We start from the raw sequence: 21862 nt of genomic DNA, 5'->3' as shown, positions 1-21862 counted from the left end.
TGGCAAACCTCGTGCGTCCATCGTCGCGATGGATGAACGCGTTCCTATACTGTCCGCGCACTCCACCTCCTCACTCGCACCGTGCCCCGTTCACGCAACTCCTCGCCGCCGCGCTCGATCGCAGATGCCTTCGACCTCGAGACCTTCCTGCCGTTCCAGCTCTCGGTGGTCGCCAATCGCGTGAGCCAGTCGGTGGGCCAGGCGATCGCCGGCCGCTTCGCGCTGCAGATCCCCGAGTGGCGCATCGTGGTGGTGCTCGGCAAGTACGGCGCGCTGTCGGCGCTCGAGATCGCGCGCAAGACCAGCATGGACAAGGCGCGCGTGAGCCGCGCGCAGCATCGGCTGGTCGATCTCGGCCTGGCCAACATGCATCCTTCCGCCGAGGACCGGCGCAAGGTCATCGTCTCGCTCGAGGAAGAAGGCCTCGCGCTCTACCGCGACATGGTGCCGCTCGCGCACGACACCGCGCAGCGGCTGTTCGCGCAGCTCACGGCCGACGAGCGGCGCGTGCTGCAGGCCCTCGTGCAGAAGCTGTTCGACAGCACCTCGGGTTTCGAGCCCAGCGGCGAGCTCGAGTAAGCGCGTTACAGGCCCTGGAGGTAATGGGCCTTCTGCGCGGGGTAGTAGTCGCCGAAGGACGGCAGCGCGCGGCCCTCGCGCGCGGCGACCAGCATGTCGAGGTAGTACTCCCAGCCCGGCCCCACCTCTGCCGCGAGCGCGGGATCGCTCAGTCGCTGCACGAAGCGCAGCGTGGTGACGTCGTTCTCCTGCGCGAGCGTCAGCTCCATGCGCCACTCACCGAACTCGTCCACGGTCGCCACCGCGAGGCGATGTGGCGCCTCGCAGGCATCGATCCTCAGGTCGGTCCAGGGCTGGTCCTTTTCGTGCACCAGCTGGAGCCGCACCGTCATGCCCTGGCCGGCCTCGCCTTCCCAGGGCCCGAACCAGAGGGCGGTCTTCTCGGGCCTGGTGACGCTGGCCCAGACGTCGTCGATGGGCGCGCGAAACCTGCGCTCGATGATCAGGTCGTTTCCTTGAAGCCGGCCGGTGGCTTGGGGGCTCATGCAGTCTCCTGGCGTTCGTGGATCGCCAGGCATTCTCTTCGGGGCGCACGGATCCGAAGGCATTCGGACCTGGGCGCCGAGGGTTTCTCCCGGTGCTTTGAGATCGTTGTCAACGAAACAATCTGGTCTGGAGCTTGCTTCGGTCCAGGGGATCCCCGTCCCGTGGATATCCGCCATGAACTGCCAGACCGCCTCCACCCCCCGCCTTCCCATCGAGCGCTGGACCCTGACCACGCACGACATCGACGCCTATGCCAGCAGCCAGAGCGGCTGGCACCTGGAGTGCGACATGCTCTCGGGCGGCAGCTTCGCGGGCTTTCTCGACCATGTGCAGCTGCCGGGCCTGCGGCTGGTGCGCGAGACCACCAACCGCGCGCTGCGCCAGCACGGCGAGATGAATCCGGAGTGCTGCGGCTTCGCGCTGACCTGCCGGCAGGAGGGCGAGGCGCGCTTCTCGGGCCAGCGGCTCGACACCGGATCGGTGATGGTCGGGCGCTGCGACGAGCTCGACCTGTGCAGTCCGCCGGGCTTCGAGCTGATGGGCATCGTGGTCGACAACGCGCTGCTGCGCTCGCTGGCCGAGCGCCTCGACGAGCGCGGCCCGCCGGCCTGGCTGGCGCGGCGCGTGGTGCTGCACTTCGACGACGCGACCATGCGCGCGCTGCGCGGCACGCTGCTCGGCGCCTTCGCCGCGCTCGACGCGATGCCCGCTCTGCTCGCCGACCCGACCGCCACCACGCAGCTGCGCGACGACGTGCTGCTGGCCTGGCTCGAGGCGCTGCCCGAGGACGTGGACCTGCGCGAGCTGCGCTCCACCGAGGCGCAGCGCCGCGTGGTGCGCCGTGCCTGCGAGCTGATGATGTCGCGGCCCGACGAGCCGCTGTCGATGCTCGAGGTCTGCAGCCGCATCGGCGCGAGTCAGCGCAAGCTCAACTACTGCTTCCAGGAAACGCTGGGCCTGAGCCCTGCGCGCTACCTCAGGGCGTTGCGCCTCAACGGCGTGCGGCGCGAGCTCAAGCGCCTCGGTGCCGGCTCGGTGCAGGACGTCGCGGCGCACTGGGGCTTCTGGCACCTGAGCCAGTTCGCGACCGACTACCGGCGCCAGTTCGGCGAGCTGCCGTCGCAGACGCTGCGTGGCGCGGCGCTGATGCACCACTGAAGGGCCCACCGGGCGACCCAGGGGAATCCCGGGGGCCGCGGCACGCCAGGTTTGCCAATTCTTGATATCCGCTTCGCGGCGCGATCGCTATCGTCGATCGCCATATGTCGTCCTTTCCGTCCACCTTGCCGAGCGCCCGCGCGCTCGCCGCCGCGCTGAAGCGCCGCGAGCTGTCGTGCCGCGAACTGATGCAGGCCTGCCTGGCGCGCATCGAGAGCCTCAACCCGAAGGTCAATGCGCTGGTCTCGCTGCAGCCGCCCGAACGGATGCTGCGCGAGGCCGATGCCTGCGACGAGCAGCTGGCGCGCGGCGAGCCGGTGGGCCGGCTGCACGGCTTTCCGATGGCGCCCAAGGACTTCGTGGCCACCGCCGGCATTCCCACCACCATGGGCAGCCCGCTGTTCGCCAACCAGCTCGTGCCGCACGACGCGATCATGGTCGAGCGGCTGCGCCGCGCCGGCGCGATCTTCGTCGGGCGCAGCAACACGCCCGAGTTCGGCCTGGGCTCGCACACCTACAACACGGTGTTCGGCACCACGCGCAACGCCTGGAACCTCGACCGCGCGGCCGGCGGCAGCAGCGGCGGTGCCGCGGTGGCGCTTGCGCTGCAGATGCTGCCCGTGGCCGACGGCAGCGACATGATGGGTTCGCTGCGCAATCCGGCGGCCTGGAACCATGTCTACGGTCTGCGGCCCTCGCTGGGCCGCGTGCCGACCGGGCCCGGCCCCGAGCTGTTCTTCCAGCAACTGGGTTGCGAAGGGCCGATGGGCCGCACGCCCGAGGACGTGGCCTGGCTGCTGTCGGTGCAGGCCGGCCACGATCCGCGCTCGCCGCTGAGCCTGGCCGGCGACGGCGAGGCCTTCGCGCAGCCGCTCGATGCCGAGCTGCGCGGCACGCGCGTGGCCTGGCTCGGCGACCTCGGCGGCCACCTGGCGATGGACCCCGGCGTGATGGCGCTGTGCGAGGCGGCGCTGCGCCACTTCGACACCCTGGGCTGCACGGTCGAGCCGGCCGTGCCCGATTTCGACTTCGACGCGCTGTGGACCGCCTGGCTGCGCCTGCGCGGCTTCATCGTGGCCGGCGCGCTGCGGGGCCTGCATGCCGATCCGGCGCTGCGCGCGAAGCTCAAGCCCGAGGCCTGCTGGGAGATCGAGCAGGGCCAGCGGCTGGCCGTGCCCGCGCTGCACGAGGCCGCGGTCACGCGCACACGGTGGCATGCCACGCTGCTGAAGCTGTTCGAGCGCTTCGACGTGCTGGTGCTGCCGGCCGCGCAGGCCTTTCCGCTGCCGGCCGAGCTGCACTGGCCGCGCGAGGTCGGCGGCCGCGCGATGGACACCTACCACCGCTGGATGGAAGTGACCATCGGCCCCTCGCTCGCGGGCCTGCCCGCGATGGCGGTGCCGGCCGGCTTCTCGCCCGACGGCGCGACGCGCGGCCTGCCGATGGGCCTGCAGCTGATCGGCCGGCCCGGCGCCGACCTCGAGGTGCTGCGGCTCGCGCACGGCTGGCACCAGGCCGTGCCCTTCGCCGATGCGCGCTCGCCGCTATTGGCCGTGGCCTGAATTTCCGAGAACAGACAACAACCACCCGAGGAGTAAAGCGCATGCGCAGACGTTCGATGATCGGTGCCGGCCTGGCGGCCGGCCTGTCCACCATGGCCGGCTCCGTCCTGGCCCAGGGGCTGGCCGGCAAGACCCTGAACCTGATCGTTCCCTACCCGGCCGGCGGCGGCTCCGACATCAACGCGCGGCTGGCCGCGCCCGAGCTGTCGCGGCTGCTGGGCCAGCCGGCCGTGATCGACAACGTGCCCGGCGCCAGCGGATCGCTGGGCGTGATGAAGGCCGCCAACGGCGCGGCCGACGGCTCGGTGCTGCTGATGGGCTCGCCGATGGAGCTGATGCTCACGCCGCTCACGCTCGCGAGCGCGCGCTACAAGGCCGAGGACTTCCGCCCCATCGGCATGATGGCCGTGACCTCGATGGTGCTGCTGGCGCGCAAGGACCTGGGCCCGGGCAGCGTCGACGAGCTGATCGCGCAGCTGCGCAAGCCCGACGCCAAGGAGCTGAGCTACGGCAGCATCGGCCCGGGCTCGCTCTACCACCTGCTGGGCGAGCGCTTCACGCAGCAGACCGGCACGAAGATGCTGCACGTGCCCTACAAGGGCTTCGCGCCGATCATCAACGACCTGCTCGGCGGCCAGATCGACCTGGTGTTCGCGCCGCTGGCCGGCAACGTGCCCGACCTGCTGGACGCCGGCAAGGTCAAGGCGCTGGGCATCGCGGCCGCCACGCCGCACGAGCGCTTCGGCGCCATTCCGCTGATCCGCGCCAGCAAGGGGCTCGACGACTTCGTCTACAGCCTCTGGGCCGGTGCGCAGGTGTCGCAGCGCGTGCCCGAGGAGACGCAGCAGCGGCTGCACGTGGCCTTCAACGAGATGATGCGCAAGCCCGAACTGCGCCGCGCCATCGAGCTCGGCGGCAGCAAGGTGGCGCCCGAGCAGACGCTGGCCGAGCTGCGCCGCGGCTACCAGGCCGACGTGGAGCGCTACCGCGCGATCGCCAAGTCGGTCAACCTGCGCCCCGAATGAGGGCGGCGGCTGCGGCCTGCGATTTGCCAGTTTTCGATAACGGCGAGCCGGCGCGCGGAGGGAGGATGCGGCCCTGTCCATCCTCCATCGCCAAGGAGCATTCCATGCCCGCCGCTTTCCCTTTTGCAGCCTCCGGCGCGCTGACGCGCCGCCAACTCGTCATCGGCGGCGGCGCGGCCGCGCTGGCCGGCGTGCCCGCGCTGTCGCACGCGCAGTCTAAGACGATCAAGATCGGCTACCTCACGACCTTGTCGGGCGTGCGCGCCAATTTCGGCGAGGCCGACCCCTGGAGCCTAGAGCGCGTGCGCGCCGCGCTGAAGGACGGTCTCACCATCGCGGGCACCAATTACAAGGTCGAGATCGTGGTGCGCGACACCCAGTCCGATGCCAACCGCGGCGCCACGATGTCGAGCGAGCTGCTGCTGCGCGAGAAGGTCGACCTGCTGCTGGTGCAGGACAGCGACGCCGCGCTCGCGGCCGGCCAGCTCTGCGACGTCAACGGCGTGCCGATGGTCTCGACCATGGGCCCGTGGCAGGCCATCACCTTCGGCCGGGCCTCCACGCCGCAGAAGGGCTTTCCGTTCTCGTTCCATTTCTTCTGGGGCGCCGACGACGTGCTGAAGAACTTCTTTGGCATGTGGGAGCCGCTGAAGGTGGAGCGCTCGCTGGGCACGCTCTACATCGACAACGGCCCGGGCCATGCCTTCGCCGATCCGACCAACGGCATCCCGGGCGGCGCGAAGCAGCGCGGCTACAAGGAGACCAACGGCGGCTTCTTCAAGATCGCGACCGACGACTTCAGCAACCAGGTCTCGAGCTTCAAGGCGGCGCGCGCGAATATCGTCTCGGGCTTCGCCTATGCCAACCACTTCGCCACCTTCTGGAAGCAGGCACAGCAGTCGGGCTACCGGCCCGAGGTGGTGACCATGGCGGCGGCCTTCCTGTTCCCGAGCGCGGTCGAGTCGCTGGGCGCGGCCGGCAACGGCATGTCGACCGAGGTCTGGTGGACGCCCAACTTCCCGTTCAAGTCCTCGCTGACCGGCCAGAGCGCCAAGGCACTGGCGGCCGACTGGGAGAGCTCCACCGGCAAGCAGTGGACCCAGCCCATCGGCTACGGCCATGCGCTGTTCGAGGTCGGCATCGCGGCGCTGAAGAACGCGACCAATCCAAAAGACAAGAAGGCGGTGCGCGATGCGCTGGCCAATCTGCAGCTCGACTCGGTGGTCGGGCGCATCGACTTCAAGGGCAGCCCGATCAAGAGCGTGGCCGTCACGCCGATGGTGGCGGGCCAGTGGCGCAAGACCGCCGCGGGCGCGAAGTTCCCGTACGAGCTGGTGATCACGCACAACAGCACCGCGAAGCAGATCCCGGTGGAAGACGAACTCAAGCTGCTGTCGCAGCTCAAGGCCTGAGCCCGCGACGCATGACCGATTGCCTCGTCATCGACGGCCTGTGCAAGCGCTACGGCGAGATCGTGGTGGCCGACGGCGTGTCGCTCGCGCTCGCGCGCGGCCAGTGCCTCGGCGTGGTCGGCCCCAACGGGGCCGGCAAGAGCTCGCTGTTCAACCTGATCACCGGCGTGGCCGTGCCCGATGCCGGCAGCATCCGGCTCGAGGGCCGCGAGCTGGTGGGCCTGCGCGCCGATGCGCGCGCGCGGCTGGGCGTGGCGCGCGCCTTCCAGATCCCGCAGCCCTTCGCGCACCTGAGCGCCTACGAGAACGCGCTGGCCGCCGCCAGCTTCGCGGCGCGGCTGCCGCGCGCGCAGGCCGCGCAGCTGGCCTGGGAGGTGCTCGAGCGCACCGGCCTGGCCGACCGCGCCGAGTTGCCCGCGGGCCGGCTGCCGCTGCTCGACCGCAAGCGGCTCGAGCTGGCCAAGGGCCTCGCGGCCCGGCCGCACCTGCTGCTGCTCGACGAGATCGCGGGCGGCCTGACCGAGGCCGAGGTGCAGCTGCTGGTCGCGCTCGTGCTCGAGCTCAAGCGCGACGTGGCGATGATCTGGATCGAGCACATCGCGCAGGCGCTGATGGCGGTGGCCGACCGCATCATGGTGCTGAACTTCGGCCGCAAGCTGCTCGAGGACGCGCCGGCCGCCGCGATGGCCAGCCGCGAGGTGCGCGAGATCTACATGGGCGTGGGAGAAGACGCAGAGGAGGCCGCCCATGCCGCTGCTTGAAGTGCGAGACCTCTGCAGCCACTATGGCGACCTGCAGGCGCTGTTCGACCTGTCGCTCGACGTGGGCGAGGGCGAGGCCACGGCGCTGATCGGCGCCAACGGGGCCGGCAAGTCCACGCTGATCCGCGCCATCGCGGGCCTGGGCCGGCGCAGCCGCGGCACGGTGCGCTTCGACGGCCAGGCCATCGAGGCCGAGCCGGCCGAGCGCATCGCGCGCCGCGGCATCGCGCTGGTGCCCGAGGGCCGGATGCTGTTCGCCTCGCTCACGGTGGAGGAGAACCTGCGCATGGGCGCGCTGTGCGGCCGGGCCGGCCACTGGAACCTGGCCACCGTCTATGCCCTGTTCCCGATCCTGCGCGAGTTCAGGCACCGGCCGTCCACGCGGCTGTCGGGCGGCCAGCAGCAGATGGTGAGCATCGGCCGCGCGCTGATGGCCAACCCGCGGCTGATGCTGTGCGACGAGATCTCGCTGGGCCTGGCGCCGGTGGTGATCGCGCAGATCTACCGCGCCTTCGGCGACATCCAGGCGCAGGGCACGGCGCTGCTGGTCGTGGAGCAGGACGTGACGCGCGCCTGCCGCATCGCGCAGCGCGTGTACTGCCTGCTCAAGGGCCGCGTCACGCTGGCCGGCCCCGCGTCGGACTTCAGCGCGCAGCAGATCGCCAACGCCTACTTCGGGCACTGAGAAAAGCACCATGGCCTGGATCGAAACCCTCATCAACGGCGTGCTGCTCGGCGGCCTCTATGCGCTCTTCGGCCTCGGGCTGGCGCTGGTCTTCGGCGTGATGCGCATGGTCAACCTCGCGCACGGCGAGTTCGTCGTGCTCGCGGCCTACTTCGCGGTGTTCCTGGCCGCGCAGTTTCCGCAGGTGTCGCCGCTGCTGCTGCTGGTGCCGGTGGCGCTGGCCGCCTTCGGCACCGGCTACCTGCTGCAGCGGCTGCTGCTCAACCGCGCGGTGGCGACCGACGATCCGCTCACGCCCGTGCTGGTGACCTTCGGCATCGCGGTGGTGCTGCGCAACCTGATGGTCGAGCTGTTCGGCGCCGACCCGCGCGCGCTCGACGGCGGCGCGCTGGCCACGGCCGGCTTCGAGATCGGCGGCCTGCGCATCGGCTGGTATCCGGTGCTGGTGCTGGGGCTCGCGGTGCTGGCCTTCGGCGCGCTGCAGTGGCTGCTGCGGCACTCGCGCTTCGGCCTGATCGTGCGCGCCACCTCCGACCACCGCGAGATCGTGCGCACCATGGGCGTGCGGCCGCGCCATGTGTATGGCGTGGTCATGGGGCTGTCGCTGGCCTTCGCCTCGGTGGCGGGGCTGCTGCTGGCGCTGCGCAGTTCGTTCACGCCGTTCTCGGGCGTGGAGCGGCTGCTCGGCGCCTTCGAGGTCGTGATCATCGGCGGCATGGGCTCGTTCTGGGGCGCGCTGGCGGGCGGCATCGCGCTGGGCGTGGCGCAGCTCGCGGGGCAGCGCCTCGATTCCAACGCGGGCGCGCTCTATGCGCACCTGCTGTTCTTCATCGTCCTGATTGTGCGCCCGAACGGCATCGCGGGCCAACGGGCCTGACAGCCGATGCGCAACCCGTCTCTTCTTCCCTCGATCGGCTTCCTTGCGGCGGCCCTCGCCATCGCCTTCGCGCCCACGGTGGCTGATGCGGGCCTGCTGCGCCTGCTGAGCGAGGTGCTCCTGGTGCTGGCCATGGCCCAGATGTGGAACCTGCTGGCCGGCTACACTGGCCTGGTGTCGATGGGGCACCAGGCCTTCGTCGGCATCGGCGCCTACCTGGTGTTCGTGGTCTCCGACCGGCTCGAGCTCTCGCCCTACTGGATGGTGCCGCTGGCCGGCGTCGGCGCGGCGCTGCTGGCGGCCGCGGTGGCGCCGCTGATGTTCAGGCTGCGCGATGCCTACTTCTCGATCGGCATGTGGGTGCTGGCCGAGATCGTGCGGCTGCTGGTCGCCAAGTTCCCGCTGTTCGGTGGCGAATCGGGCGTGCCGCTGCAGGCGGTGCGGCTGGTCGATGCCGAGACCTTCCAGCGCAACGCGTTCTGGATCTCGGGCGCAATCGGCCTCGCGGCCGTGGCCGGCGTCTACCTGCTGATGCGCTCGCCCTTCGGCCTGGGGCTGATGGCGGTGCGCGACAACGAGCTGGCCGCCACCAGCATCGGCGTGAACGTCTGGCGCAACCGCTTCATCGCCTTCGTGCTCTCGGGCCTGGGCTTCGGGCTGGCCGGCGGCGCGCATTTCATGGGCACGATGTTCGTCTCGCCCGACTCGGCCTTCGACATCAACTGGGTCGTGACCGCGATGTTCATCGTCATCATCGGCGGCATCGGCACCATCGAGGGCCCGCTGATCGGCACGTTGATCTACTTCGGCCTGCGCGAGCTGTTCAACACCTGGTTCGCGATGTCGGGCGGCTGGTACCTGATCGCCATGGGCAGCATCGCGGTGGCCGTGATGCTGCTGGCGCCGCGCGGCCTCTGGGGCCTGGCGCGCGAGCGCTGGGGCTGGCGCGGCCTGAGCGTGCAGCGCCATCCGCCGCACGGGGCGGCATCGATTTCTTCCTCTTCTTCCATTTCCCACACCATCGAGGACGCAACGCATGAAGAACACCGCCTTCTTTCACGATGAACGCACCTTCTGGCACGTGCCGGGCGGGCTGCACGCCCTGTTCCTGCCGGTCGGCGGCTGGGTCCAGCCCATGGCCGGCAGCGGCATGGCCGAGTCGCCCGATTCCAAGCGCCGCATCAAGTCGCTGATGGACGTGTCGGGCCTGAGCGCGCAGCTCGACCTGCTGGGCGCGCCGATGGCGAGCGAGGAGGACCTGCGGCGCGTGCATCCCTCGAGCTATCTCGAGCAGTTCAAGGCCGCCAGCGATGCGGGCGGCGGCGATCTCGGCGAGGTCGCGCCCTTCGGTCCCGGCAGCTACGAGATCGCCAAGCTCTCGACCGGCCTGGCCATCGCCGCCATGGACAGCGTGCTGCAGGGCCGCCACCGCAACGCCTTCGCGCTCACGCGGCCGCCGGGCCACCACTGCCTGCGCGAGCACAGCATGGGCTTCTGCCTGTTCAACAACATCGCGGTGGCGATCGAGACCATGAAGGCGCGCCATGGCGTCAAGCGCGTGGCCGTGATCGACTGGGACGTGCACCACGGCAACGGCACGCAGGCGATCTTCTACGACCGCCCGGACGTGCTGACCGTCTCGCTGCACCAGGAGAACTGCTTCCCGCCCGGCTACAGCGGCGCCGAGGACCGCGGCGAGGGCGAGGGCCTGGGCTTTAACGTCAACGTGCCGCTGCAGCCCGGCGGCGGCCATGCGAGCTACATGTATGCCTTCGAGCGCATCGTGGCACCGGTGGTCGAGCGCTTCCGCCCCGAGCTGGTCGTGGTGGCCAGCGGCCTCGATGCCAACGCGGTCGACCCGCTCGCGCGCATGCAGCTGCATCCGGAATCGTTCCGCCAGATGATGAAGCAGGTCAACGCGCTCGCGGCGCGGCACAGCGAGGGCCGAGTGGTGGTGGTGCACGAGGGCGGCTATGCCGAGGCCTGCGTGCCCTTCTGCGGTCTCGCGGTGGTCGAGGAACTCTCGGGCCATCGCACCGAGGTGCAGGATCCGTTCACCGACTTCTTCGGCCTGCAGCAGCCCTCGGAGCGCTTCGATGCGTTCCAGCGCGGGCTGATCGACGAGATGGCGGCGCTGCACGGGCTCTGAGCGCGAGGCCGGCCGCGTTTCTCGTTGCCGGCGCTCAAAGCAGATCGGCGCGCAAATCGCGCACGCCGCGGCCCAGGCGTTCGCGCAGCAGCGCGCCGAGCGTGGAGCCTTCGGCATAGCCGACCTCGGCCGCGATGGCCTCGAGGTCGCTGCCATGCACCAGCGAGCGCGCGCGCTCGATCCGCAGGTCCTGGATGTAGGCCAGCGGCGACTTGCCGAGCACGGCCTGGCAGCGTCGCTGCAGCGTGCGCGGACTGGTCGCGAGCGCGCGCGCCGCCGTGTCGAGCGAGAAGCCCTGCTCGAGGTTGTCGCGCGCCCAGCGCTCGAAGCGCAGGATCGCGGGGTCGCGGGGTCGGCCTGCGCGAGATGGTGGGGCACGATGTACGGCGCCTGCGAGGAGCGCAGGTCTGCGAGCAGGTAGCGCGAGACCATGGCCGCGAGCTCGGGGCTGGCCTGCTAGATCAGCCACAGTGCCAGATCGAGGTGCCCCATCGCCGCGCCGGCCGTCACCACCCGGCCCGAGGGCACCAGCATGCGCGATTCGTCGAGAGCGACCTTCGGATAGCGCTGGCGGAACAGCGGGCCTAGCCACCTCGCAGGCATCGGGCCGCACGTGCACGGTGCAGTTCACCGGCTCCATCGGCGCCTGCGCGAGCAAGGGTTGCTGGTAGACCGCATCGACTGTCCGCGCGGCGCCGCGCGCGGCGGCCACCGTGTCGCCTTCCTTGCGCGCCACGGCGCCGGTGCGCGACGAGGCGCTGGCCAGCGCGGCGATCAGCTTCTCGGTCGAGTAGTCCGTGTTGGCGCCTTCGTCCCAGCGGATCTCGAGCGCGGCCAGGCCCTTGCGCGCCGCACCCATGTGGTCGGCCACCACCGCGCCTCGACCAGCAGCAGCCGGGCCGTGGCGCCGGCGCGGCGCATCGGCTCCCAGGTGCTGCGCACCGAGGTCGAGCCGCCCGTGATCTGCCCGCCGGTCAGCGGGTTCGAATAGCGCGTCTCGTCGGCGGGCGCGTGTTCGAGGCGAACGTGCCGAGGATCGATCTCGAGCTCCTCCGCGATCAGCAGCGCGAGGGCGGTGTAGATCCCCTGGCCCATCTCCACGCGCGGCATCACCAGCGTGACGAGGCCGTCGGTGCCGATGCGGACCACGGCGTTGGGCGCGAAGGCCTCGGGCCGGCCGGTCTCTTCGTCCCCGCGTCGAGCGCACGCGAATAGCGCGAAAGCGCTCGGCCCCGACCGCTCGAAAACCCTTGGCATCGATCTTGCGGAATCGCGCCAGAATCCAGTCTCGTTTTTGATCCTGGTTTCTTAAATGGTGCTTTTTGGTCGGGAATGCCGATTTTTCGAGGCGATGCGCCTCATGGCGGTGCATCCGCGCCAGAGCCACCGATCCATTCCCTCGAGTTTTGAGAAGTGAGCCACCTATGAAGAGTCTTGTAGTTGCCGCCGTCGCGCTGTCGACGGCTTGCTGCGCCTGCGCGCAGAGCAGTGTGTCGGTGCAGGGATTGATCGACGAGTACGCGGGATCGATGCGTTACGCGGGTGATCTCGGCCGCACCAAGGTCCTCGGAAGCGGCGGCATGACCACCTCGTTCTTCGGCTTCGCCGGCGGCGAGGACCTGGGCGGCGGGCTCAAGGCCTACTTCGCACTCAATTCCTTCTTTCGCGCCGACGCCGGCAAATCGGGCCGCTTCGATGGCGACCCCTACTTCGCGCGCGATGCCAACGTCGGCATCGCCGGTGCCTACGGCAGCCTGCAGCTCGGGCGCGCCGCGGCGCCGAACTTCATTCCGACGGTGCTGGTCAATCCCTTCGGCAACTCCTTCGCGTTCTCGCCGCTGGTGCTGCATGCCAACGTCAACACCGCGCGCTGGCTGTACCGCACCTCGCCGTCCGACACCGGCTGGAGCAACCAGCTCATCTACAGCACGCCGAACTTCGGCGGCCTGCGCGTGAACCTGCACTACCAGTTCGGCGAACAGTCCAGCGACACCGGCTACAAGGGCAAGAACAACACCGGCATCAGCGCGAGTTACGTCAGCGGGCCGCTCACGGTCGCGGGCTTCTACGAGCGCGATCAGATCTCCAACCCGGTCAACCCGGGCGTCATCACCGCCACGGTCGCCGGCGCGGTGGTGCCCACCACGTGCAAGGACTGGATGCTGGGCGGGGCCTACGACTTCGGCCTGCTCAAGGCCTATGCAAGCTACGGCCGGTCGAAGGCCGAGGTGACCGGCTATCGCGGGACCACGACTTCCCTCGGCGCCAGCGTGCCGGTCGGGTCGACCGCGGGGCAGATCCTCGCGGCCGTCGCGAGGACGAAGATCGCCGGCTCCTACGACGGCACCCGCACGACGGTGAGCCTGGCCTACGATCACTACCTGTCGAAGCGAACCGACGTCTATGCCGTCCTCATGCGCGATCTCGCGACCGCCATGGCGGGCGGCAATAGCTTCGGCGTCGGCATCCGCCACCGCTTCTAGCGGCCGCGCGAGCCGACGCCAGGCTCGATCCCCCGGTTTCCCTCGTTCCTTCCATCCATCACAGAGACAACCCGGTGAACTTTTTCTTGATTGATATCTTTTTCGATACTAGTATCGCAAATGAGCGAAACGGACTCCATGTCGAGACCGTTTCCATGGCCCATCCATCCGCCGGCGCCGGGCTTTCCGCGTCGAACCAGGAGTCCTGACGTGTCATCCACACTAGATTCGACCGCCTCCGCGCCGCGCGACGACGCCGTCTCGGGCTACGCCTGGAAGGCGCTGGCCGGTTCCGCCATCGGCTATGCGATGGACGGCTTCGACCTGCTGATCCTGGGCTTCATGCTCACGGCCATCTCGGCCGACCTGCACCTCACGCCGGGCCAGGCCGGCTCGCTGGTGAGCTGGACGCTGGTGGGCGCCGTCGTCGGCGGCATCGTCTTCGGTTCGCTCAGCGATCACTTCGGGCGCATCCGCGTGATGACCTGGACCATCGTCCTGTTCGCGGTGTTCACCGGCCTCTGTGCCTTCGCGCAGGGCTACTGGGACCTGCTGGTCTACCGGACCATCGCGGGCATCGGCCTGGGCGGCGAGTTCGGCATCGGCATGGCGCTGGCGGCCGAGGCCTGGCCCGCCAGGCATCGGGCACGCGTGTCTTCCTATGTGGCGCTGGGCTGGCAGCTGGGCGTGCTGGGCGCCGCCTTGCTCACGCCGCTGCTGATGCCGCACATCGGCTGGCGCGGCATGTTCCTGGTCGGCGTCGTGCCCGCGCTCGTGGCCTGGGTGATCCGCAACAAGCTGCACGAGCCCGAGGTGTTCGTGCGCAAGCCCAAGGTCCGGGGCTCGCGCCTGAGGTCCTTCAAGCTGCTGGTCAAGGACGCGCGGACGACCCGCACCAGCCTGGGCATCGTCGTGCTGTGCGCGGTGCAGAACTTCGGCTACTACGGGATCATGATCTGGATGCCGAGCTTTCTGGCCAACAAGCTCGGCTTCAACCTCACGAAGTCGGCCATGTGGACCTCGGTGACCATCCTCGGGATGATGCTGGGCATCTTCGTCTTCGGCCAGCTGGCCGACCGCATCGGGCGCAAGCCGAGCTTCCTGCTGTTCCAGGCCGGTGCCGTGGCGATGGTGCTGGCGTACTCCCAGCTGTCCGACCCGGTCTCGCTGCTGTGGGTCGGTGCCGTGCTCGGCATGTTCGTCAACGGCATGCTGGGCGGCTACGGCGCGCTGATCTCCGAGGCCTATCCCACGGAAGCACGCGCCACGGCGCAGAACGTGCTGTTCAACCTCGGCCGCGGCATCGGCGGCTTCGGCCCGGTGGTGGTCGGCGCGATGGTCGCCGCCTACTCGTTCCAGATCGCGATCGCGCTGCTCGCCGCGATCTACCTGGTCGACATGGTCGCCACCTACTTCCTCATTCCCGAACTCAAGGGCAAGGAGCTCGAATGATGCTCGCCGCCATCGACCACCAGTCGCCCGCGTGCAGGCCCGTGCATCCGCCGGTGCCTCAGGGTGAAGGCGCCTGCTTCCAGCGCAACGCGCAATCCGTGGCCTCGTATCGCTGCGAGGTCGCCGAGCACCGCTGGGTCAACGACCGGTACAAGTACCTGAAGCTCAGCGCGCCGGCCGACCTGGCGGGCGCGACCAGGCCCGGGCAGTTCTACCAACTGAAGTGCCCGACGACGAACGACCTCCAGCCCTTCCTGCTGCGCCCGATGAGCGTCTACGGCGTGGGGCCGGAGGCGGGCACGATCGAGTTCCTCTACAACGTCACCGGCACCGGAACCCACGCACTGGCCTCGCTGCCCGTCGGCGGCGCGATGGACATCGTCGGCCCGCTGGGCAACACCTTCACGCTGCCGCCGGGCGACGAACGCATCATGGTCGTCGCGCGCGGCGTCGGCCTGGCGACGATGGCGCCGCTGCTGCGGCAGGCGGCCAGGATGGGCATCGCGATCACGGCGGTGATGTCGGCGCGCGCGCCCAAGGACCTGATGCGCGACGAGTTCCTGCGCGGCGCCGAGGCGGACGTGCATTGCGTCTACGACTCCGACGGCAGCTCCTCGGTGGAGGCCATGGACACGCTGGTGCGCCGGCTGCTCGGCGAACGGCACCACGACGCCGTCTACACCTGCGGCTCGCACCGCGTGCTGATGCTGCTGCAACGCATCCTCGCCGACCATCCGGCCACCCGCGGCGAGGTGGCGATGGAACAGCGCATGGCCTGCGGCATGGGCGTGTGCCTGTCCTGCGTCCGGCTGTTCGACCGCGCGGGCGACAAGCAATTCCTGCGCGTCTGCCGTGAAGGTCCCGTGTTTCCCATCGGCGACGTGGTCGGGGAGGTGGAGTTTGGCTGATCTCAACGTCAGGGTCGGCGACGTCAGCCTGCGCAACCCGGTCATGCCGGCCTCGGGCTGCTTCGCCATCGAGTACGCGGAAGCGCTCGACTTCAACCGGCTGGGCGCGCTGGTGATCAAGAGCGTCTCGCCCAAGAGCCGTGCCGGCAACCCGACGCCGCGCGTGGCGGAAACCCGCGGCGGCATGCTCAACGCCATCGGCATTCCGAGCAAGGGCCTGGACTACTACCGCGAGACGGTGCTGCCGCCCTACACGCGCTTCGACACGCCCGTCGTGGTCTCGATCTCGGCGGACACGGTCGACGAGTTCGCCGACGCGGTGGCCGAGATGTCGCTGCCGGAAGTGGCGGTGATCGAGGCCAACATCTCCTGCCCCAACCTCGAGGCCGACGGCATGGCCTTCGCGATGACGCCCGAGACCACCTACAAGGTCGTGAGCGCAATCCGCCGCCGCACCCATCATCCCGTGTGGGCCAAGCTCACGCCCAATGCCTCGCATGTGGCAACGGTCGCGAGGGCCGCGGAAGAAGCCGGCGCCGATGCGCTCGTGATGGGCAACACGGTGCTGGCCATGTCGATCGACGTGCGCACCCGCAAGCCCATGCTCGGCAACGTGATGGGGGGGCTGTCGGGGCCGGCCATCAAGCCGATCGCGCTGCGCATGGTGCACCAGTGCTATCGCAGCGTGCGCATCCCGGTCATCGGCTGCGGCGGCATCGCGAGCGCGCACGACGCGGTCGAGTTCATGCTGGCCGGCGCGAGCGCGGTTCAGGTCGGCACGGCCTCCTTCATCGACCCCGGGGTGATGCAGAAGATCATCGACGGCCTGGTCGTGTACTGCGACGAGATGGGTGTGAAGAAAATCCGCGACCTGACCGGCCAGGTCAAGCTCGATCGCCAGCTCTCGGACCGCTGGCTGCGCTTCGCGCAGCAGTCGGGCTAGGGAGGGCAAGGACGATGAGCCTGCCGGGACTTCGCCCCATGGCCGAGAAGCTGTTCTCCGACGTGCGCGAGCTGACCTTCGACGGGGTCGGCGTCACGCGGCAGAGCTACGGCCGCGGCGAATCGGACACCGCCGACTATCTGCGCGCCTTCGCCGCGAGCGAAGGGCTCGAGGTCCGCGCCGACCGGGCCGCGAACCTCGTGTTCGGCCTGCCGCAGACCGCGGCGGCGAGCGCGGTCACGTGGTGCGGATCGCACATCGACTCGGTGCCGCAGGGCGGCAACTTCGACGGCTATGCGGGCGTGGTCGCGGGCCTCCTGTGTCTCGTCGCGCAGAAGGCCGGCGGCACGCCCTACGCGCGCCCGCTCGAGGTGATCGCGTTTCGCGGCGAGGAGAGCGCCTGGTTCGGCAAGGCCTACATGGGCTCCGGCGCGCTGTTCGGCAAGCTCAGCGAGAGCGACCTCGCGCTCAAGCAGCGCACCACCGGCGAATCGATGGAGGCCTGCATGCGCCGCTGCGGCGCCGACGTGGAGGCGATCCGCGCGCAGCAGCCGCTGCTCGACAAGGCGCGGATCAAGGCCTACCTCGAGCTGCACATCGAGCAGGGGCCGGTGATGGTCGCGCGCCAGCTCCCGCTGGCCGTGGTCTCGGGCATCCGCGGCAACGTGCGGCACAACCGCGTGGTCTGCCACGGCGACGCGCAGCATTCGGGCGTGGTGCCGCGCTGGCTGCGCCACGACGCCATGTTCGCAGTCGCCGACCTGATCATGCGCATCGACGAGCACTGGCGCGTGCTGTTGGAGCGCGGCACCGACCTGGTCGTGACCACGGGCATCGTCAGCACCGATCCGGCCGAGCATTCGATCTCGCGCATTCCGGGGCAGGTGAGCTTCAGCCTCGAGGCGCGCAGCAAGAGCACGGACACGCTCGAGGCCTTCTACCAGCTGATGCGCGCCGAATGCGGCTCGATCGAGCGCGAGCGCGGCGTGCGCTTCGAATTCGATCGGCGCCTGCTCAGCGATCCCGCGACCATGGACGAGGGCCTCTGCAGCGTGCTGTCCGAAGCCTGCGCCGCGCAAGAGGCGGCCTTCGAGCTCATTCCCAGCGGCGCGGGGCACGACGCCTCGCTGTTCGCCAATGCCGGCATCCCGAGCGGCATGTTGTTCGTGCGGAACCAGAACGGTTCGCACAACCCGAACGAAGCGATGGACATCGAGGATTTCATGCTCGGCGTCGGCGCGATGGATGCGGCCTTCGCCCGATTGAAGTGAGCCTTGCCATGACCCACCGTATCACCCTGCGCCGCCCCGACGACTGGCACCTGCATCTGCGCGACGGCGCCATGCTGCAGACGGTGCTGCCCTACAGCGCCGCGCAGTTCGGCCGCGCCATCGTCATGCCGAACCTCAAGACCCCCGTGACGACCACCGCGCTCGCGCGGGCTTACCGCGAGCGGATCGTGGCGGCCTTGCCGCCGGGCGCCGACTTCGTGCCGCTGATGACGGTCTACCTGTGCGACGGCACCTCCGCCGACGACCTGTGCCGGGGCTTCGAGGACGGCGTGCTGACCGCGGCGAAGCTGTATCCGGCCGGTGCGACCACGCAGTCGGAGCATGGCGTCACCTCGATCGCGAAGGTGGCACCGGTGCTCGAGACGATGCAGGCCATCGGCATGCCGCTGTTGCTGCACGGCGAGAGCACCGATCCGGCCGTCGACGTCTTCGACCGCGAGGCGGTGTTCATCGAGTCGACCCTGCGTCCGCTGCTGCACGACTTTCCCGCGCTCAAGGTGGTGCTGGAGCACATCACGACCGAGGAAGCGGCGGACTTCATCATGGCCGATGCGAGCGGCCGTCTCGCCGCGACGATCACGCCCCAGCACCTGATGTTCAACCGCAACGCGATCTTCACGGGCGGCATCCGGCCGCACCTCTATTGCCTGCCGGTGCTCAAGCGCGAGCGTCATCGCCTCGCGCTGCGCAGGGTGGCGACCTCGGGCGATGCACGCTTCTTCCTCGGAACCGACTCCGCGCCGCACCTTCGCACGCTGAAGGAGGCGGGTTGCGGCTGCGCCGGCATCTTCAACGCGCCGGTCGCGCTGCAGAGCTACTGCACCGTGTTCGAGGAGGAGGGCGCGCTCGACAAGCTCGAGGCCTTCGCGAGCCTCAACGGTCCGCGCTTCTACGGCCTCGCGTCCAACGAGGCGCGCGTGACGCTCGAGCGCGCGCCCTGGGAGGTGCCGCAGGACGTGGCACTTGCGGGGGGCGGGGCGCTCCATCCCTTCCTCGGGGGCAGCCGCCTGCCGTGGGCTCTGCGGGACGCGCCCGTGCCCGAGCCGGTCGCGGCGTGAATTCCCGTACCGCCTCGCGCCTCGCCGGTGACCGCGGATGTCGAAACTCGCCTATAGTTTCTTTTTCGATCCATAAAGTGGAAAACGAGATGGAAGCTGCGAATTCGACCTTCAAGTCATCGATCGACTACGTGGCGCTGGGCAACCGCCTGCGTGCCTACCGGGTGGGCGCCTCGCTGCTGGCCGAGGACGTGGCCGAGCGGCTGGGCATCTCGCGCGCGGTCGTGTACCGGCTCGAGAAGGGCGAGATCGTCAAGATCGAGACGCTCGAGCGCCTGGCCCACCTGCTCGACACCACGCTGGCGTCGCTGCTCGGCGTGGAGGTGGAGTACTACTCGACCGCGCTGGGCCTGTTCGAGCGCATGCGCCAGCTCGAGGAATCGTCCGACCGCATCCTCGCGCACTTCGAGCCGATCTCGCTGCTGCTGACCTCCGAGGACTACCTGCCGACCCTGCGCCAGATGCTGATCGAGGCATCGCCCAAGGGCGCGGGCAAGGGGCCGACCTCGGCCGACATCGACAAGATGCTGCAGATCATGCAGGAGCGCCGGGCCTTCTTCCAGCGCCGGCGTCCGCACATCGTGAGCCTGATCGGGCTGCGCGAACTCGAGCGTTTCGTCGATACCGGCCTGGTCGGCCGCATCGACCTGCCCGAGAGCGTGCGCACCGAGCGCCGGCTGGCGGCGCGCCGCGAGGTCGAGCGGATCGCCGACCTGATGGAGAGCGAGCCGATCGACGTGCAGATCGGACTGATCGACGACGCCATGCCGACCGCGACCTTCCAGGTGTTCTCCGGTCGCGCCGGCAGCGTGCTGGCCGTGAGCCCGTTCCGGCTCGGCGAGCTGCCCAACGTGCGCAACGGCATCGCGACCGTGACCGCCTCGCCTGAGGCGGTGCGCATGTACGAAGCCATGATCGGTAGGCTCTGGAAGGCCGCCTACAAGGGCAAGGCGGGTGCGACGCACCTGCGCAAATTGCTCGACCGAATTCACTAGCCAAAGGCTCGACCGCCATGACCATTGCCCCAGACCCGATCCGCCTCGAGGTCGCCGCCCGGCTGCTCGATGCCGGCTGCGTGGCCTTGCGCACCGACGAGCCCTTCCGGCTTCCTTCGGGATGGGCGACGCCGGTCTACATGGATTGCCGGCGGCTCGTTTCCTTTCCCGAGGCGCGCCGCGCGCTGGTGGACCATGCCATCGAGCTGCTGAAAACCGATGGCTGCCTGGCCGGTGTCGGCTCGATCGCGGGCGGCGAGTCCAGCGGCATCGCGCTGGCGGCCTGGATCGCGGATGCGCTGGACCTGCCGATGCAGTACGTCCGCAAGCGCGCGATCGGCGCCCGCCAGGTCGAGGGCGTGGTGCGCGCCGGCGAGCGCGCGCTGCTGGTCGACGACATGATGGCGGCCGGCGCATCGAAGGCCAATTTCGCGCGGGCGCTGCGCGGCGTGGGTGCCGAGGTCAGTGATGTGCTCGTGCTGTTCGACTACGGCATGTTCGGCGCCGGCCGCATGCTGGCCGCACTGGGGCTGAAGGTCCACGCGCTGGCGAACTGGCACGACATCCGCGCGGTCGCGGCGCAACGAGACAGTTTCGGCCGCGAGGTGATCGCCGAGTTCGACGATTTCCTGCGCGATCCGGTCGCCTGGTCCGAGGCGCACGGCGGCAAGGGTTTCATCACTGACCACATCGAAGGCAACACACCATGAACTTCCAGGAAATCAGCACCCGCTTCGAGAACGACCTGTCGGGCTCCGACGCCTTCAAGCTGCTGTACCGCGGCGCCTTCGACCTCATGAAGTCGGATCTCGACAACGCGGGCCTCTACTTCGTCATCGGCGTGGCGGCGCAGGCCTTCGTCCAGAAGTACGAGGACCAGGGCATCACGGTGGAGTTCGCCGACAACGCCAAGGCCACGATGGTGGCCCTGAATACCCGGATCCTGGCCGCGCTGGCCGCCGAGCCCGCGCAGCGCTTGCGCATCCTCGGCGAGGTCGCGACCGAGTACGAGTGGAACGTCACGGCGTTCTGAACGCGTTCCGTTGGTCATTGCGCGCGCTTGCGTCATGACCCACTCGCTCAGAGATCGAGGACGAGCCGCGCGGAACAGCTGCGCGACACGCACGGCAGCATCAGCGTGCCCGATGCCTTCTCGGGCTCGGTGAGGAAGGAGTCGCGATGCTCGGGTTGGCCCTCGAGCACCGTGGTCATGCAGGTGCCGCAATGGCCTTCCTCGCACGAGGTCTCGATATGCACGCCGTGGGCGCGCAGCACCTCGACGATGCTCTGGCCCGCTTCCACCCGCGCCGAGATGCCCGAGGCGGCGGCGCAGACCTCGAATGCGGCCTGCGGCGCCAATGCGGCGGGAGGTGTCGAGCCCGCGCCGAAATACTCGAAGCGGACCTGGTCGGCCGGCCAGTTCGCCGCGGCCTGCCGCACGAGCTCCATGAAGGGGCGCGGTCCGCACAGGTAGAGGTACTTGCCCGGCGCCGGATTGCCGACGATCGATGCCAGCAGCTCGGGCAGCGCGTCGGGGCTGTAACCCTGGTGGTGCCGCACGGAAGGGGCCAGTGCCGCGCCCTCGAGCTGCCGACGGAAGGCGACGTGTTCCGCCGACTGCGCAAAGTAGTGCAGCTCGAGCGCTCGTCCGGCGCCGCTCAGGTGCGAGGCCATGCACAGCAGCGGCGTGATGCCGATGCCGCCCGCGACGAGGATGAAGCGCTCGCCGTCCGGCGCGAGCGGGAAGTGATTTCTCGGCGCGCCGATGGTGAGCACATCGCCTTCCTTCACGGACTCGTGCATGAACCGGGAGCCACCGCGCGAGCGCGGATCGCGCTTCACGCCGATGACATAGCGCCCCTCGCCATGGGGCGCGCAGAGCGAATACTGCCGGGTCTCGCCGCCGCCCACATCGACGTCGATGTGAGCGCCGGGCTCGTAGGGCGGCAGCGGCTCGGCGCCGATGGCGACCAGCTCGAAGGAACAGATGTCGGTGGCCTCGGGCACCTTGCGTTGGACTTTGACTTGCATGGGTAT

Annotated in this window: 22 protein-coding genes and 1 pseudogene; 19 read left to right on the top strand and 4 right to left on the bottom strand. The window is 69.5% G+C overall.

Going from position 1 to position 21862, the window contains the following annotated elements:
- Window positions 1-81 precede the first annotated feature (81 nt).
- Window positions 82-579 carry a MarR family winged helix-turn-helix transcriptional regulator gene (locus ACODT0_RS29780; RefSeq protein WP_057590108.1) on the top strand — a complete coding sequence of 166 codons (498 nt, stop codon included), beginning with the start codon at window positions 82-84 and terminating at the stop codon, window positions 577-579.
- A 5-nt stretch (window positions 580-584) separates the two neighbouring features.
- On the opposite strand, the gene ACODT0_RS29775 is transcribed toward ACODT0_RS29780, so the two are convergent.
- Window positions 585-1064, bottom strand: a complete 480-nt coding sequence (locus ACODT0_RS29775; RefSeq protein ID WP_057590107.1) for an SRPBCC family protein — start codon at window positions 1062-1064, stop codon at window positions 585-587.
- A 175-nt stretch (window positions 1065-1239) separates the two neighbouring features.
- Between ACODT0_RS29775 and ACODT0_RS29770 the strand changes: the two genes are divergently transcribed.
- The 9 genes from ACODT0_RS29770 to ACODT0_RS29730 all read left to right on the top strand — a co-directional run bounded on the left by ACODT0_RS29770 (window position 1240) and on the right by ACODT0_RS29730 (window position 10694).
- A complete protein-coding gene (locus ACODT0_RS29770) occupies window positions 1240-2223 on the top strand; it encodes a helix-turn-helix domain-containing protein (RefSeq protein WP_057590106.1) in 984 nt (327 codons plus the stop codon).
- A gap of 125 nt (window positions 2224-2348) precedes the next feature.
- On the top strand, window positions 2349-3785 hold the full coding sequence (locus ACODT0_RS29765; RefSeq protein WP_422099298.1) for an amidase: 1437 nt from the start codon (window positions 2349-2351) through the stop codon (window positions 3783-3785).
- 41 nt (window positions 3786-3826) lie between these two features.
- The gene (locus ACODT0_RS29760; RefSeq protein WP_057598043.1) at window positions 3827-4810 is read left to right on the top strand and encodes a Bug family tripartite tricarboxylate transporter substrate binding protein; all 984 of its coding nucleotides are present in this window, start codon (window positions 3827-3829) and stop codon (window positions 4808-4810) included.
- A 104-nt stretch (window positions 4811-4914) separates the two neighbouring features.
- A complete protein-coding gene (locus ACODT0_RS29755; RefSeq protein ID WP_489042944.1) occupies window positions 4915-6222 on the top strand; it encodes an ABC transporter substrate-binding protein in 1308 nt (435 codons plus the stop codon).
- Between the two features lie 11 nt (window positions 6223-6233).
- Entirely contained in the window at window positions 6234-6983 is a 750-nt protein-coding gene (locus ACODT0_RS29750) for an ABC transporter ATP-binding protein (RefSeq protein WP_057590103.1), read from the top strand.
- Window positions 6970-7668 (top strand): ABC transporter ATP-binding protein, encoded by a 699-nt coding sequence (locus ACODT0_RS29745; RefSeq protein ID WP_057590102.1) that lies wholly within the window; start codon window positions 6970-6972, stop codon window positions 7666-7668. Before ACODT0_RS29750 ends, ACODT0_RS29745 begins: the two co-directional genes overlap by 14 nt.
- Before the next feature lie 10 nt (window positions 7669-7678).
- Complete coding sequence (locus ACODT0_RS29740) at window positions 7679-8545, top strand: branched-chain amino acid ABC transporter permease (protein ID WP_489042943.1); 867 nt, start codon at window positions 7679-7681, stop codon at window positions 8543-8545.
- Window positions 8546-8551: 6 nt separating this feature from the next.
- Entirely contained in the window at window positions 8552-9610 is a 1059-nt protein-coding gene (locus ACODT0_RS29735; protein WP_057590100.1) for a branched-chain amino acid ABC transporter permease, read from the top strand.
- Window positions 9582-10694, top strand: a complete 1113-nt coding sequence (locus ACODT0_RS29730; protein WP_489042941.1) for a class II histone deacetylase — start codon at window positions 9582-9584, stop codon at window positions 10692-10694. The genes ACODT0_RS29735 and ACODT0_RS29730 overlap by 29 nt, the downstream gene beginning before the upstream one ends.
- 34 nt (window positions 10695-10728) lie before the next feature.
- Here ACODT0_RS29730 and ACODT0_RS29725 read toward each other — a convergent pair.
- Window positions 10729-11285: pseudogene (locus ACODT0_RS29725) on the bottom strand (helix-turn-helix domain-containing protein); the annotation flags it as partial.
- Window positions 11286-11468: 183 nt separating this feature from the next.
- Window positions 11469-11843 carry a molybdopterin cofactor-binding domain-containing protein gene (locus ACODT0_RS29720; protein ID WP_409976570.1) on the bottom strand — a complete coding sequence of 125 codons (375 nt, stop codon included), beginning with the start codon at window positions 11841-11843 and terminating at the stop codon, window positions 11469-11471.
- Between the two features lie 275 nt (window positions 11844-12118).
- On the opposite strand from ACODT0_RS29720, the gene ACODT0_RS29715 reads away from it, so the two are divergent.
- From ACODT0_RS29715 to ACODT0_RS29675, 9 genes are all read left to right on the top strand, one after another.
- Window positions 12119-13177, top strand: a complete 1059-nt coding sequence (locus ACODT0_RS29715; RefSeq protein ID WP_057590097.1) for a porin — start codon at window positions 12119-12121, stop codon at window positions 13175-13177.
- Window positions 13178-13387: 210 nt separating this feature from the next.
- Window positions 13388-14629 carry an MFS transporter gene (locus tag ACODT0_RS29710; protein WP_057590096.1) on the top strand — a complete coding sequence of 414 codons (1242 nt, stop codon included), beginning with the start codon at window positions 13388-13390 and terminating at the stop codon, window positions 14627-14629.
- Window positions 14626-15537: a dihydroorotate dehydrogenase electron transfer subunit gene (locus ACODT0_RS29705; protein ID WP_261214615.1), complete on the top strand. Its 912-nt coding sequence runs from the start codon at window positions 14626-14628 to the stop codon at window positions 15535-15537. Before ACODT0_RS29710 ends, ACODT0_RS29705 begins: the two co-directional genes overlap by 4 nt.
- Window positions 15530-16480 carry a dihydroorotate dehydrogenase gene (locus ACODT0_RS29700; RefSeq protein WP_489042940.1) on the top strand — a complete coding sequence of 317 codons (951 nt, stop codon included), beginning with the start codon at window positions 15530-15532 and terminating at the stop codon, window positions 16478-16480. Before ACODT0_RS29705 ends, ACODT0_RS29700 begins: the two co-directional genes overlap by 8 nt.
- Before the next feature lie 14 nt (window positions 16481-16494).
- Window positions 16495-17751 carry a hydantoinase/carbamoylase family amidase gene (locus tag ACODT0_RS29695; RefSeq protein WP_057590094.1) on the top strand — a complete coding sequence of 419 codons (1257 nt, stop codon included), beginning with the start codon at window positions 16495-16497 and terminating at the stop codon, window positions 17749-17751.
- Between the two features lie 8 nt (window positions 17752-17759).
- Window positions 17760-18830, top strand: coding sequence for a dihydroorotase (gene pyrC, locus ACODT0_RS29690; RefSeq protein WP_057590093.1), 1071 nt, complete (start codon window positions 17760-17762; stop codon window positions 18828-18830).
- Window positions 18831-18919: 89 nt separating this feature from the next.
- Entirely contained in the window at window positions 18920-19825 is a 906-nt protein-coding gene (locus ACODT0_RS29685; protein ID WP_057590092.1) for a helix-turn-helix domain-containing protein, read from the top strand.
- Window positions 19826-19842: 17 nt separating this feature from the next.
- Window positions 19843-20535, top strand: coding sequence for an orotate phosphoribosyltransferase (locus ACODT0_RS29680; protein WP_489042939.1), 693 nt, complete (start codon window positions 19843-19845; stop codon window positions 20533-20535).
- Window positions 20532-20858: a hypothetical protein gene (locus ACODT0_RS29675; protein ID WP_057590090.1), complete on the top strand. Its 327-nt coding sequence runs from the start codon at window positions 20532-20534 to the stop codon at window positions 20856-20858. Before ACODT0_RS29680 ends, ACODT0_RS29675 begins: the two co-directional genes overlap by 4 nt.
- Before the next feature lie 47 nt (window positions 20859-20905).
- Here ACODT0_RS29675 and ACODT0_RS29670 read toward each other — a convergent pair whose 3' ends face one another.
- Window positions 20906-21856, bottom strand: a complete 951-nt coding sequence (locus tag ACODT0_RS29670; protein ID WP_057590089.1) for a PDR/VanB family oxidoreductase — start codon at window positions 21854-21856, stop codon at window positions 20906-20908.
- Between the last annotated feature and the right edge of the window lie 6 nt (window positions 21857-21862).

The sequence above is a fragment of the Variovorax sp. FG153 genome (assembly GCF_057809595.1).
Note: the sequence above shows the minus strand (reverse complement) of the source record. Positions and strands in the feature narration are given on the sequence as shown.